This window comes from Aureimonas phyllosphaerae, from assembly GCF_900113065.1.
Lineage (GTDB): Bacteria > Pseudomonadota > Alphaproteobacteria > Rhizobiales > Rhizobiaceae > Aureimonas > Aureimonas phyllosphaerae.
Map to the genome: position 1 here is coordinate 88,347 of NZ_FOOA01000007.1, position 13,623 is coordinate 101,969.

A 13,623-nucleotide genomic window follows, 5' to 3' on the forward strand; every position below is an offset into this window, starting at 1 on the left:
GCCTCAATCGGGTTCGTGCCAGGTGCGCCCGTCGCGCTCGATCAGGGCGATCGAGGAGGAGGGGCCCCAGGTGCCGGACGTGTAGCCCTGCGGACGCACGGCGCGCGCATCCCAGGCCTTGAGGATCGGGTCGACCCATTCCCACGCCGCCTCGACCTCGTCGCGGCGCATGAACAGGGTCTGGTTGCCCCGGATCACATCCATCAGAAGACGCTCGTACGCGTCCGGGTTCCGCACGTGGAAGCTCTCGGCGAAGCTCATGTCGAGCGGCACGTGGCGCAGGCGCATGCCGCCGGGGCCGGGGTCCTTGATCATCAGCCACTGCTTCACGCCCTCGTCGGGCTGCAGGCGCATGACGAGCTGGTTCTGCTGCACGTGGCCGGCGGCGTTGTCGAAGATCGAGTGCGGGATCGGCCGGAAGGTGACGACGATCTCGCTCATGCGCTCCGACAGGCGCTTGCCGGTACGGATGTAGAAGGGCACACCCGCCCAGCGCCAGTTGTTGATCTCGGCCTTGATGGCGACGAAGGTCTCGGTGTCGCTCGTCGGCTCGCCGAGGTCCTCGAGATAGCCCTTCACCGCGCCGCCGTTGGAGGCGCCGGCCTTGTACTGGCCGCGAACGGTGAGGTGCTCGATGTTGCTCTCGTCGATGCGCTTCAGCGAGCGCAGGATCTTCAGCTTCTCGTCACGCAGCGCGTCGGCGTCCATCGCGGACGGCGGCTCCAGCGCCACGAGGCAGACCAGCTGCAGGATATGGTTCTGCACCATGTCGCGCAGCGCGCCGGCCTTGTCGTAGTAGCCCGCGCGCCCCTCGAGGCCGACGCTCTCGGCCACCGTGATCTGGACATGGTCGACATAGGCCGAGTTCCAGAGCGGCTCGTAGAGCATGTTGGCAAAGCGCAGAGCCATCAGGTTCTGCACCGTCTCCTTGCCAAGATAGTGGTCGATGCGGAAGACCTGGCTTTCGTCGAAATGTTCGCCGATCAAGGCGTTCAGGGCCTTCGCCGAGGCGAGGTCGCGCCCGACCGGCTTTTCGACGACGATGCGCGTCTTCTCGTGCGCGAGGCCGTGACGCTTCACCGAGGAGGCGAGGTCGCCGAAGAGGCTGGGGCTGACGGCGAGATAGAAGGCGCGGATCCGGTCCTGACCCGCCTCGTCGAGAAGGCTCTTCAGCTCGGCCCAGCCGGTCTCGCTCCTGGCGTCGACCTGGCGGTAGTAGAGACGCGACAGGAAGCGCTCGACGGCCTCCTCGGTGCGATGGGCCTCGCCGACGAAGCTGTTCAGCGCCTCGCGGCCGAAGGCGCGGTATTCCTCGTCGGTGAACGGCGTGCGCGAGGCGCCGATGATGCGGGCGCCGGGCGGGATCTGGCCGTCGAGGTCCCGGTGGTAGAGCGCGGGCAGGAGCTTGCGCTCGGCAAGGTCACCGTTGCCGCCGAAGACGATGTAGTCGAAGCATTCGACAGGAATGATCTGACTGGACACGCGATGCCTTCTCCGTTCAGCGGGGAACCGGTTACAGCCGATCCGATCCCGCAGCCGTGGATAATTCAATCGATTGAAAAAGGAAAGGTCGAACCGTCCGGGCCAAGGCCCGAACGGCGGGACGCATCATGGTTTGCGAGGACGGCGCGCGGCCGCGCGGGCGATCGCGCTGACCAGAAGATCGCTGACGAACGGCTTCTTCACCGCATCGGCCCCGCGTGCTTCCTCGGGAAACTCGATCGCCTCGCCGTAGCCGGTGACGAACACGAAGGGGATGCCCTTGGTGTTGAGGTCGCGCACCAGCGGGAATGAGGTTTCCGAGCCGAGATTGACGTCGAGCAGCGCGACGTCGATCGCCTGACCCTCGATCACCTTGCGCGCCTCGCCGACGCTGGCGGCGGTGAAGACTTCCGTCATCCCGTGTTCGGCGAGCATCTGCTCAGCGTCGAGCGAGATGATGAGGTTGTCCTCGACCACGAGGCCGCGAAGGCCGGCGAGGGCCGCGACGGGCGCCGCGGCGGACTGCGTTTCGACCGGAGCCTGCGCGACGGGCGCACCCGGATCGCCGGCAAGATGGAAGACGTTGCCGGGCAGGGTGAAATGCGCGCGCACGCCGGCGAGGTGGTAGTCGATGCGCGCCTCGCCCGACAGGTCGTGCGGAATGGAGCGCTCGATGATCGTCGATCCGAAGCCGCGGCGCGTCGGCGCGGTGACGGGCGGCCCGCCGCTCTCGGCCCATTCGATGCGGCAGGCGTCGTTCTCGTCGATGTACCAGTTCACGGCGACGCTGCCCGAGGAGTCCGACAGGGCGCCGTACTTGGCCGAGTTGGTCACGAGTTCGTGGAACACCAGCGCCAGCGTCGAGAAGGTCACGGCCTCGACGACGATCTCGGGGCCCGACATCAGGACGCGTCCCGCCTTCTCGCCGATATAGGCCGAGACCTCGGTGCGGATGATGTCGCTCAGCGTCACCGCGCCCGCGTCGGCGCTGGTGATCTGGTCGTGGGCGCGCGCCAGCGCCTGGATGCGCCCGCCGATGATCGCGGCGAACTCGTCGACGGTCGCGGCGCCCGGCTTCGACTGAACGACCAGCGCCCGGATCAGGCTGAGGACGTTGCGCACACGGTGATTCAACTCGGCGATCAGGAGTTCCTGGCGCTGCGTCGCCAGCGTCTGCTGGCGCTGCGACTCCTCGTTGAAGCGCAGGAGCACTTCGAGGATCGACACGCGAAGCCCCTCGGCGGCCTTGGTCTCGCTGACGGTCCATGGGAAGCTCTTGCCGTGGACGGTCTGCTTCCAGGCCTCGAAGCTCTTGCGCGGCGTCAGGCGCACGCCGTTCGGGCCGACCGTCCGCTCCTTGGTCTTCGGGTCGCCCGCCCAGGTGACGGTCTGGATGATCTCGCGCCGGAAGAACAGGAGATAGTCGCGCGGCGAGCGCGAGATCGGGATCGCAAGGACCCCCGAGGCGCGTTCGATGTAGTCGGCTGCCGGCGGATGGACCGCCGAGATCTCGTCGGTCGCGAAGATTCGGCCGGAGCCCGCGCGGTTGAGGAAGCGCGCGAGATGGGCGATCTCTTCGGGCGACGGGCAATGACCGTAGCACTGCGCCTCGCCCTTCACGTAGACCGCGAAGCCATCGGCGGGGATGATTTCGCGCAGGTCGTCGGCGAACTCGCCGATCGTGTCGAGCGTCGAGGACGCCGCGACGATGCGCGAGACGAAGCGGTCGTGCAGGACGCGACCGGCTTCCTCCAGCTGACGCTGCTCCTTGGCAAGGCGCCCCTCGATGATCAGCGAGACCATCTGGCCGAACAGTTCGGCTGCCGCGCGCACTTCCATCGCGAGATGCCGCGGGGCGTAGTTGTGAAGCGCGAAAAGGCCCCAGAGCTGGCCGTCGATGACGATCGAGACCGACATGGAGGCCGAGACGCCCATATTGGTGAGATATTCGATGTGGATCGGCGAGACCGAGCGCAGCACCGACAGCGACAGGTCGAGCGCCTTGCCGTGCGGATCGAACTCCGGGATCACCGGCACCGTCTCGGACTGGACGTCCGCGATGAGGCGCACCTGGTTGCGCACGTAGAGCGCGCGCGCCTGGGGCGGAATGTCGGTCGCCGGATAGTTCAGGCCGAGGAACGAGCCGATGCCGGAGCGCGCGGCCTCCGCGATCACGGAGCCGGCGCCTTCGCTCGCGAAGCGATAGAGCATCACGCGGTCGAAGCCGGTGATGCCGCGCAGCTGGCGCACGCTTTCCTTGTAGAGCCCGTCGAGCCCCTGCGTCTTCTGAACCCGCGTGATCATGCTCTTGACGAGCGCGCCGGGATTGGTCGACGGCCGCTCGGCCTGCGGCTCCGCCTCGATGATGATCGAGCCGGCGGACACGTGGATCGCCACGTCGAAGCGCGTACCGGTGCCGAAGAGGTCGAGGCCGACGATGCGCTCGGCCCCGTTGTCGCCCGACAGGATCTGCAGGCGGCCGCGGATCGAGTGGAGCGCGCTTTCCGAGACGATGGTGAGGACGGATTCGCCGAGAAGACTTTCGGGCTCGCGCCCGACGACGTCACCGATATTGGTCGAGACGCGTTCGATCAGCCAGTCGGTCGACACCGCCAGCAGATAGCCGAAGTTCTGGATCCGACCCAGAAACTGGATCGGCTCGCGCTCGCAGTTGGTGATGTCGACGTCGCCGAACGGCGGTGGCTGGATCGTCAAGCGCGGGTCGTCCTCTTGTCGTCGTCCCCGCACAGCATGCGGAAGTAGCGGAACGTCGCGTCCGCTGCCGCCACGGCCCGCCGCATGTCCGCCTCGCCCGCCGGCTCGGCCGCCATGCGATCGAGCAGCCATGTGAACGGGCGCGCGTCGCTGGAGGCCTCCAGATAGTGAGTCGGCCAGCGCGCGCCAGAAAGTCGCTCATCACGTTTGATGGCGCGCGACATGTATTTAGCGCCCAGGCGCGAGCCTTCCAGCACATAGGCGATGCCGAAAGCCTCGAAGATATCCGGTCGCGGCAACGAAAACGGTGCCGCCGCACGCGGTTCGATGCCGAGGACCTCCGCGTCGCGGCGCGCCGCCTCCAGGCGGTCGGCGTGGTCGCCGTCCGCACCCAGCCGTCCGAGCGGGCTCTGCGACAGCACCGGCTCGATCGCTTGGTGGGCTTGAAGGTTCATGGCGATGAAGCGCCGGTACTGCGCGCCGGAGGCATCCGCGAACATATCGGCGAAGGATGCGTCGAGCGCCTCGTGCGCCGCTTGTGTGTCCGCGCGCAGCCGATCCCGCAGCGAGGGTTCGGAGCGGGAGGGGGCGGGGATGGCGCTCAAATCCAGCAACTTCTGATAGATCGGACAAAATGGAAACGCGACCGTTCCTTTCGCCCTTTTCCGTCATCACAACCGATCGCGCAAGGCGTACCACGTCATGGCGAGAAACAGGAGCGGCGCGCGCAGCCACGTCCCGCCGGGGAAGGCGGGGATGTCGAGATCGCGAAGGGCGGCGAGCGGGTCGCCGTGGCCGGTCAGCCGGTCGGCGTAGAGCTTGCCTGTCCAGTGCGTCAGCATCACCCCGTGGCCCGAGAACCCGGCGACGACGTCGAGGCCCGGCTGGGTTTCCGCGACATAGGGCATGCGCGGCATGGTGACGGCCACCGAGCCGCCCCAGGCGTGGGTGAAGCGGACGTCGGACAGGTGCGGCCAGATCGAGACGACCTGTTTGCGGATCTGCCCGGCGATGTCGCCCGACGCCGAGGTGTAGGCCTCGCGACCGCCGAAGAGGAGCCGCCCGTCGGCGCTCTTGCGGAAATAGCGCACCACGAAGCGGGAATCGTCCGCCGCCTCGTTGCCGGGCAGCACGCGGTCCGGTTCGGCCAGCGGCTCGGTCGCCGCGATGAAGGAGCGGATCGGCATGACATGTGCGGCGCTCCTCGGCTCCAGCCGGCCGCCATGGGCGTTTGTCGCGAGAAGCACGCGCGCGGCGCTGATCGTCCCGCGCGCCGTTCGCGCCTCCCAGAGCCCGGCGGCAGTCCGCGTCAGGCTTTCGATGCGCGTCTCCTCGCAGAGCCTGGCCCCCGCACGGGCGGCCGCGCGCCCGAGGCCGACGAGGAGCTTCATCGGGTGGAGGTGGCCGGTGCCGACGTCGCGAAGGCCGGCATGGTAGGTGCTGGAGCCGAGGCGCTCGGCGGTCTCCTCGCGGTCCATGAAGCGCAGATGCGGGTAGTCGTAGCGCTCGGCGAGATGGTCGGCATGCCGGCGGAACTCGTCGACATAGCGCGTGCGATGGGCGAGCGAGATCTGGCCGGGGCGGAAATCGGCGGCGATGCCCTCGCGCACCATGGTCTCGTGCAGCCCGGCCTTGGCCTCCTCCGCCATCGCGAAGAGGCGGCGGGCGGGCTCCAGCCCGTATTTCTCTTCCATCTCCTCCGGCCAGAGGCGCTGGCCGGTGCCGAACTGGCCGCCGTTGCGCCCCGAGGCGCCGTCGCCGATCCGGGCGGCCTCGCAGACGACGACATCGATGCCGGCGCGGGCGAGGTGGAGCGCGGCGGACAGGCCGGTGAAGCCGCCGCCGATGACGAGCACGTCGGCGCGGGCCGAGCCGTCGAGCGCCGGATATCGCGGGCGCTCGCCGACGGAGTCCTCGTACCAGGACCGGCCCGGCGAGATCGGGGACTGGTAGGGCTCAGACATTCAGGAGCAGGAACTCGCGCTCCCACGGGCTGATGACTTGCATGAAGGTCTCGTGCTCGCCGCGCTTGATGCCGGCATAGGTTCCGACGAACTCCTTCGACAGCACCTCCTGGAACGCCTCTTCCGCCTCGAAGGCGGCGACCGCCTCGAGAAGGCCGCGCGGCAGCGAGATCACGCCGTCCTCGTTGACGGTCCGGTCGGTCGGCTGGTCCGGCTCCACCGCGTTGACCATGCCGAGCCAGCCGCAGGCGAGCGAGGCCGCGAGCGCGAGGTAGGGATTGGCGTCGGAGGAGGGCAGGCGGTTCTCGACGCGCCGGGCGGCGGCGTCCGACGCCGGCACGCGGAAGGCCGTGGTGCGGTTGTCGAAGCCCCAGGCGTTGTTGGTCGGCGCCGACATGCCGTAGGTGAGGCGGCGATAGGAGTTGACGTAAGGCGCCATCATCACGAGCGCGGCCGGCACGTAGCGCTGCATGCCGCCGAGGAAGTGATAGAACAGCGGCGACGGCGAGCCGTCTTCACCTGAGAAGACGTTGCGCCCGGTCGCGAGATCCACGACCGACTGGTGGATGTGCATGGCCGAGCCCGGCTGGCCCTGAATGGGCTTCGCCATGAAGGTCGCGTAGATGTCGTGCTTCAGCGCCGCCTCGCGGATCGTGCGCTTGAACATGAAGACCTGGTCGGCCAGCTCCACCGGGTTGCCGTGCCGCAGGTTGATCTCGAGCTGCGCCGCGCCGTCCTCGTGGATCAGCGTGTCGATCTCGAGGCCCTGCCCGTCGGAGAAGTGGTAGATGTCGTCGATCAGCTCGTCGAACTCGTTGATGCCGCCGATTGAATAGGCCTGCCCGCCTTGGATCTGGCGCCCCGAGCGGCCGATCGGCGGCGTCAGGGGATAGTCGGGGTCGACGTTCTTGGAGACGAGGTAGAACTCGATCTCGGGCGCGACCACCGGGCGCCAGCCGCGGTCCTCGTAGAGCTTCACGACGCGCTTCAGCACATTGCGCGGGGTGTAGCCGACCGCCTCTCCCGCCGTGTCCACGAGATCGCAGATCACCTGCGCCGTCGGGTCGGTTTCCCAAGGCACGGCCGACAGCGTCGAGAGGTCCGGCACGAGCTTCAGGTCGCCGTCGTTCGGCGAATAGCGGAACGAGCCCGTCTCCTCCGGGTATTCGCCCGAGATCGTGTGCATGAAGAGCGCGGAGGGGAGCGCCAGCGACGTGTTGCCGGTGAACTTCTTGGCCGGCATCATCTTGCCGCGCGCGACGCCCGCAAGGTCGGGCGTGATGCATTCGAGATCCTCGATGCCCCGCACGCGCAGCCATTCGGCGGCTTCCGCCATGGAGCGCACGCCGCGTCGGGAATCGAGGAAGCCGGAGCGGTCCACGGCCGCGGCGGGGACGGGTTTGGCAATTCGCGGCCGTTCCGCCGGCGCGCCCGACACCTTGCCGATCGTCCGCGCCTCCGGTGCACCGCGTCGCTTGGGCTTGTCGCGCTTGATCTTCGACAAGGCGCCGGCGTCGTGCTTGGGCGGTCGGGTACGGTCCTGCATGCGGTCCTGCTGGCAAGGGGCAGATGGCAAAAGCATAGCCGGTTGCCGGGAAAGCCGAAAGCCTCCGGCGGCAGGGCGCCGGAGGCTCAGGTCGAGGGCAGGGCGCCAGCTCAGATGCGGCCGGCGAGCACCACCGGGATCATCAGGTCGCCCCAGCTTCCGTCGCCGCCGTGATGGCGGGCCGAGCGGACGAGCTCGACCGACACGCCGGCCTCGACGGCGCGCATCACGGACTGGTTGAGGCGGTGCAGGTCGTTGGCGAGGATGCGGATGGCGTTCTGTGCGTCCTCCGACAGCGTGCTCGCCTGCGCCTCGGCGCGCTCGCGGACATGGGTGCGGGGACGCTCGATCGGGCTGACGTTGCTCATGGTGCTTCTCCTTGTCGCGGTTGGGTGGCGGATGGTCATTCAGCGGCGTGGCGGAACTGCGCGGCTTCGGTGGAGCCGTGCATGGCAGTGGTGGAGGAGGCGCCGCCGCCGATCACCGTGGCGAGCGCGTCGAAGTAGCCGGTGCCCACCTCGCGCTGGTGGCGCGTCGCGGTGTAGCCGTTCGCTTCCGCTGCGAACTCGGCCTCCTGCAGCTCGGAATAGGCAGCCATCTGCCGGTCGCGGTAGCCGCGCGCCAGCTCGAACATGCCGAAGTTCAGCTGGTGGAAGCCGGCGAGCGTGATGAACTGGAACTTGTAGCCCATCGCGCCGAGCTCGCGCTGGAACGTCGCGATCGTCGCCTCGTCGAGATTCTTGCGCCAGTTGAACGAGGGCGAGCAGTTGTAGGCCAGCATCTGGTCGGGGTGCTCGCGCCGCACCGCTTCCGCAAAGCGCCGCGCTTCCGCGAGATCGGGCTTGGAGGTCTCGCACCAGATGAGGTCGGCATGCGGCGCATAGGCGATGGCGCGCGCGATGCAGGGCTCGAGGCCGTTCCTGACATGGAAGAAGCCCTCCGGCGTGCGGCCCCGGTCGTGATCGACGAACGGCCGGTCGCGCTCGTCGATGTCGGAGGTGAGGAGCGTCGCGGCCTCGGCGTCGGTGCGCGCGATGACGAGCGTGGGCGTGCCCATCGTGTCGGCGGCGAGCCGCGCGGCGGTGAGGTTGCGAATATGCGCCGCCGTCGGGATCAGCACCTTGCCGCCGAGATGGCCGCACTTCTTTTCCGATGCCAGCTGGTCCTCGAAATGGACGCCGGCCGCGCCTGCCTCGATGAAGGCCTTGGTGATCTCGAAGGCGTTGAGCGGTCCGCCGAAGCCGGCCTCGGCGTCGGCGACGATCGGCGCGAACCACGTGTCGACCGAATGGCAGCCCTCCGCCGTCTCGATCTGGTCGGCGCGCTGCAGCGTGCGGTTGATGCGGCGGCAGAGCTCGGGCGCGGCGTTGGCGGGATAGAGCGACTGGTCGGGATACATCGCGCCGGCCGTGTTGGCGTCCGCCGCGACCTGCCAACCCGACAGGTAGATCGCCTTCAGCCCGGCGCGGACCTGCTGCATCGCCTGGTTGCCGGTCATCGCGCCGAGCGCGTTGACGAAGTCCTCCTCGTGGAGAAGCTTCCAGAGCCGGTTGGCGCCGTTCTCGGCGAGCGTGTGGCGGATCGCGACCGAGCCGCGCAGCCGCTCGACATCGGCCACCGTATAGGCGCGCTCCACACCGTCGAAGCGACCTTCGGGCGCGCTGGGAACGAGCGTGTAAAAATCGGTCATCGCGATGGCTCCTGTGTCCGGTCCGTCCTGGCGCGCCGTCTCGAAGCGGCGTCCGTGGAAAGAAATTGACAAGCTTGGGCTCTCGGAGCGACCCTGATCTGCAGGAATGCCCTCGCAATTCGTGTCGGGTTGTCGCGATCCCGACAAGCCGGCCGGTCGGTTTGTAAAATCCAGTCAAGGAGCGGATGTGGCCGACAACAAGGTCTTCGCCGGCCCCAAAGTGCGGCGCCTGCGCAATCAGCTCGGCCTGACGCAGACGGCGATGGCCGGCACGCTCGGCATCTCGCCGTCCTATCTGAACCTCATCGAGCGCGACCAGCGGCCGCTGACCGTGCAGCTTCTCCTGAAGATGGCGCAGGCCTTCTCGCTCGACCTCGGGGAGTGGCAGGGGGGCGACCGCGAGAAGGTGGTGGCCGACCTCCGGCGCATCTTTGCCGATCCGCTGATCGCGGGCGAACTGCCGGGCGAGGGCGAGCTCGTCGAACTGGCCGACGCCGCGCCCAACGTCGCCGCAGCCTTCGCCAAGCTCCATCGAGCCTATGGCGAGACGCAGGCGCGGTTGTCCGACCTGTCGGCCGCGATGGGTCGCGGCGAGGGGGCGGGGCTCCGGCTGTCCCGCCTGCCGCTCGACGAGGTGCGCGACGTCCTGGAAACCCGCCCGCACCATCATGCCGCGCTGGAGGGCGCGGCCGAGCGCCTGCGCACCGAGGTCGGACCCGTCGGCGAGGACCTCGGCGGCGCGCTGCGGCGTTGGCTGCGCGAGCGGCACGACATTGCGGTGCGCGTCCTGCCGGTCGAGGTGATGCCGCTCTGGCGGCGGCGCTACGACCGGCATTCGCGCCGCCTGTTCCTGTCGGAGCGCCTCGACGCCGCGGGCCGCCTGCGCGAGACCGCGGCGGAGGCCGTGCGCCTCGCCTTTGGCGACGCTGTGGAGGCCGAGGTCGCGAGCTTCGGCTTCTCCAGCAATGAGGCGCAGCGCATCGCGGTGCGCGAACTGACGCGCTACGGGGCGCTCGCCCTCGTCATGCCCTACGGTGCGTTCCGCGATGTGTCCGTGTCGGTCGGCTACGACGTCGAGCGGCTGGCCGCCCGTTTCGGCGCGAGCTTCACCGACGCCGCGGAGCGGCTGACCTCTCTCCAGCGGCACACGGCACCTGGGCTGCCCTTCTTCTTCCTGGAAACCGACCCAGTGGGCCATGTCCTCCGGCGGGCAGGCGCGCGGGGTTTTCCGGCGGCGCTCTTCGGCGGCGCCTGCGCGAGGCTCCCGCATGTGCGCGCCGGCGATGCGGTCGTCGCCGAGCGCGCCGAGATGCCGGACGGCACGGCCTGGCTCCTCGTCGCGAAGGGAGAGGCCGGCCTGCCCGGCGACTTCCCCGATCCCGGCCGGCGAACGCGCGTCCTTCTCGGTTGCGAATGGGACGCCGCGGCGGAGACGGTCTATGCGCGCGCGCTCGGGACGGCGCGCGCCGTCGGCATCGGCCCGGCCTGCCGGACCTGCGAGCGAGAAGCCTGCGCGTCGCGCGCCAAGCCTCCGCTGACGCGCCCGCTCGCGCTCGACGAATGGGTATCCGGTCTCACGCCTTACGATTTCCGTTGAAACGGGCGTGGAAAGAGCGCCATGCAAAGGACGAACGGCCGCGCGGCCGTGACAGTATCGGACACGATCATGACAGACACGTCGTCGAAAAAGGCCGGCCCCCAGCAGACCGGCAAGACGCAAGGGCTCGAGGACACGATGAGCCGCCAGGGCACGGCGGCCCGCGTCGTGCAGGGCCTCGTCGACAAGGCCGAGGCGCTGAACCTGAAATACGCCCCCAACGGCAATCCGCCGGTCTATCCGACCGACGAGTTTCCCTGGGCGCGCGAGGTCGAGGCCGAATGGCGCCTGATCCGCGCCGAACTCGACAAGATTTTGGTGCGCAAGGGCGACCTGCCGGCCTTCCACGAGATCTCGTCCGAGGTCCGCTCCATCTCGTCGGATCAGAACTGGAAGACGTTCTTCCTGTGCGGCTACGGGATCAAGTCGGAGGAGGCGATCCGCCAGTGCCCCGAGACCTGGCGCATCCTGCAGAAGATCCCGGGCCTCAAGTCGGCGATGTTCTCGATCTTCGAGCCGGGCAAGCATCTGCCGCCGCATCGCGGGCCGTATAACGGCGTCCTGCGCTTCCATCTCGGCCTGATCGTGCCCGACCAGCCCGAGAAGATCGGCATCCGCATCGCCGACGACACGCGCCACTGGCGCGAGGGCGAGGCGCTGATCTTCGACGACGCCTACGAACACGAGGCCTGGAACCATTCGGACTTGGTGCGTGTGGTGCTGTTCGTCGACTTCGAGAAGCCGCTCCGCTTCCCGGCCAGCGTCACCAACAAGGCAGTGCTCAACCTTGCCGTCTTCACCCCCTTCATCCGCGAGGGCTACAAGGCCCACAAGGCCTGGGAAAAGATGTTCTACGGCGAGGGGCGCAAGCACCGATGAGCGTGGACGGCGCGCCGGTCGCCGCCGACTGGCGGGGGATGGTGCCGAGCGACACGGCCGCCGTCGTGTCGCTCGCCGACCGGGTGCATCCGACGTTCCACGAGGACGAGGCCGTCTTCCGCGATCGACTCTCGCTGTTTCCGGACGGCTCGCTGGTGCTGGCGGCGCCGGGCGGCGGGCTCGCGGCCTATGCGATCGCCTATCCCGTGCGCCGCTTCGTCCCGCCGCCGCTCGACACGGTGCTCGGCCGCCTGCCGGAGGGCGCTGACGCGCTCTACATCCACGACGTCGCCGTGGCGCCGGAATGGCGCGGGCGAGGGCTCGCCGAGCCCGCGATCGAAAGGCTCCTCGCGCTGGCCGAGCCGTTCGGTGCGGCGGTTCTCGTGTCGGTCTACGGCACGCCGCCCTTCTGGGCGCGGCACGGATTCCGGCCCGTCGAGGACGAGGCGCTGACGTCCAAGCTCGCGAGCTACGGCGAGGACGCCGTGTTCATGCTGCGCGAGACTATGAAGGAAGGATGAAAGTCGGCCGCCGGCCCTAGGCAAATCAGGACGCTTTCGCAATATTGCCTTGCAATACAGTTCGATGCGAAAGGTGCCCGTCCGATGCGATTGACCCCCTTCCTGCTTGCCGGCGTGCTCGCCGGTCTCGGCACTCATGCGGCCTCCGCGCAGGAAAAGGTGCTCAACGTCTTCAACTGGTCGGACTACATCGACACCTCGATCATCGACGACTTCACCAAGGAAACCGGGATCCGGGTGGTCTACGACACCTACGATTCCAACGAGATCCTGGAAACGCGCCTGCTAGCCGGCGGCAGCGGTTACGACGTCGTGGTGCCCTCGGCCGAGTATCTGTCGCGCCAGATCGATGCGGGCGTCTTCCAGAAGCTCGACCCGTCCAAGCTGCCGAACCTGAAGAACATGTGGCCGGTGGTGACCGAGCGCGTGGCGGCCTACGATCCCGGCAACGCCCATTCGGTCAACTACATGTGGGGCACGACGGGCATCGGCTACAACGCCGCCAAGGTGAAGGAGCTCGCGCCCGACGCGCCGCTGGATTCCTGGGCCCTCGTCTTCGATCCGAAGTTCGCCGAGCCCCTGTCGAAATGCGGCATCGACATGCTCGACGCGCCGGGCGAGATCCTGCCCGCCGCCCTCCAGTATCTTGGGCTCGACCCGAACGCGACCGACGCGGATTCGCTCGGCAAGGCGCAGGAGCTCCTGATGAGCGTGCGCCCCTTCATCCGCAAGTTCCACTCCTCGGAATACATCAACGGGCTGGCCAACGGCGACATCTGCGTGGCGGTCGGCTTCTCCGGCGACGTCTTCCAGGCGCGCGACCGCGCGGCCGAGGCCGGGCGCGGCATCGAGATCGGCTATTCGATCCCGAAGGAAGGCGCGATGATGTGGTTCGACCAGATGGCGATCCCCGCCGATGCGCCGCATGTCGAGGAAGCGCATGTCTTCATCAACTACATGATGCGCCCCGAGGTGATCGCGAAGGCGACGGACTTCGTGTCCTATGCCAACGGCAACCTCGCCTCGCAGCCGCTGATCAAGAAGGAGATCCTCGACGATCCGGCGATCTACCCGGACGAGGCGACGCTCCAGAAGCTCTTCATCAAGCGCCCCTACGACTCGCGCGCCCAGCGCCTGGCGACCCGCGCCTTCACCACGGTGAAGACCGGCCGCTGACGGCTGAAACGGTCGGGTGCCCCTCGAGCGCCCGACGACCGGCAACCGCGACA

Annotated in this window: 11 protein-coding genes; 4 read left to right on the forward strand and 7 right to left on the reverse strand. The window is 68.4% G+C overall.

Annotation, left to right across the window (positions count from 1 at the left end):
- Positions 1 to 3 precede the first annotated feature (3 nt).
- The 7 genes from zwf to aceA all read right to left on the reverse strand — a co-directional run bounded on the left by zwf (position 4) and on the right by aceA (position 9,397).
- Complete coding sequence (zwf, locus tag BM175_RS10800) at positions 4 to 1,482, reverse strand: glucose-6-phosphate dehydrogenase (RefSeq protein ID WP_090962913.1); 1,479 nt, start codon at positions 1,480 to 1,482, stop codon at positions 4 to 6.
- Positions 1,483 to 1,608: 126 nt separating this feature from the next.
- The gene (locus tag BM175_RS10805) at positions 1,609 to 4,197 is read right to left on the reverse strand and encodes an HWE histidine kinase domain-containing protein (protein ID WP_244545963.1); all 2,589 of its coding nucleotides are present in this window, start codon (positions 4,195 to 4,197) and stop codon (positions 1,609 to 1,611) included.
- Positions 4,194 to 4,802, reverse strand: a complete 609-nt coding sequence (locus tag BM175_RS23075) for a biliverdin-producing heme oxygenase (protein WP_244545964.1) — start codon at positions 4,800 to 4,802, stop codon at positions 4,194 to 4,196. The genes BM175_RS10805 and BM175_RS23075 overlap by 4 nt, the downstream gene beginning before the upstream one ends.
- A 66-nt stretch (positions 4,803 to 4,868) precedes the next feature.
- Entirely contained in the window at positions 4,869 to 6,161 is a 1,293-nt protein-coding gene (locus BM175_RS10810; RefSeq protein ID WP_090962915.1) for an NAD(P)/FAD-dependent oxidoreductase, read from the reverse strand.
- The gene (locus BM175_RS10815) at positions 6,154 to 7,569 is read right to left on the reverse strand and encodes a glutamine synthetase family protein (protein ID WP_425285271.1); all 1,416 of its coding nucleotides are present in this window, start codon (positions 7,567 to 7,569) and stop codon (positions 6,154 to 6,156) included. Before BM175_RS10815 ends, BM175_RS10810 begins: the two co-directional genes overlap by 8 nt.
- Positions 7,570 to 7,817: 248 nt before the next feature.
- A complete protein-coding gene (locus BM175_RS10820) occupies positions 7,818 to 8,075 on the reverse strand; it encodes an SMc00767 family acetate metabolism repressor (RefSeq protein WP_090962916.1) in 258 nt (85 codons plus the stop codon).
- A gap of 35 nt (positions 8,076 to 8,110) precedes the next feature.
- Positions 8,111 to 9,397 carry an isocitrate lyase gene (gene aceA / locus BM175_RS10825; protein WP_090963072.1) on the reverse strand — a complete coding sequence of 429 codons (1,287 nt, stop codon included), beginning with the start codon at positions 9,395 to 9,397 and terminating at the stop codon, positions 8,111 to 8,113.
- Between the two features lie 187 nt (positions 9,398 to 9,584).
- Here aceA and BM175_RS10830 point away from each other — a divergent pair, with 187 nt between their 5' ends.
- From BM175_RS10830 to BM175_RS10845, 4 genes are all read left to right on the forward strand, one after another.
- Positions 9,585 to 10,994 carry a helix-turn-helix domain-containing protein gene (locus BM175_RS10830; RefSeq protein WP_090962917.1) on the forward strand — a complete coding sequence of 470 codons (1,410 nt, stop codon included), beginning with the start codon at positions 9,585 to 9,587 and terminating at the stop codon, positions 10,992 to 10,994.
- Positions 10,995 to 11,063: 69 nt separating this feature from the next.
- Complete coding sequence (locus tag BM175_RS10835; protein ID WP_090963074.1) at positions 11,064 to 11,873, forward strand: aspartyl/asparaginyl beta-hydroxylase domain-containing protein; 810 nt, start codon at positions 11,064 to 11,066, stop codon at positions 11,871 to 11,873.
- Positions 11,870 to 12,394 carry a GNAT family N-acetyltransferase gene (locus tag BM175_RS10840; protein WP_210185785.1) on the forward strand — a complete coding sequence of 175 codons (525 nt, stop codon included), beginning with the start codon at positions 11,870 to 11,872 and terminating at the stop codon, positions 12,392 to 12,394. The genes BM175_RS10835 and BM175_RS10840 overlap by 4 nt, the downstream gene beginning before the upstream one ends.
- 84 nt (positions 12,395 to 12,478) lie before the next feature.
- A complete protein-coding gene (locus BM175_RS10845; protein ID WP_090962918.1) occupies positions 12,479 to 13,570 on the forward strand; it encodes a polyamine ABC transporter substrate-binding protein in 1,092 nt (363 codons plus the stop codon).
- Positions 13,571 to 13,623: the final 53 nt, after the last annotated feature.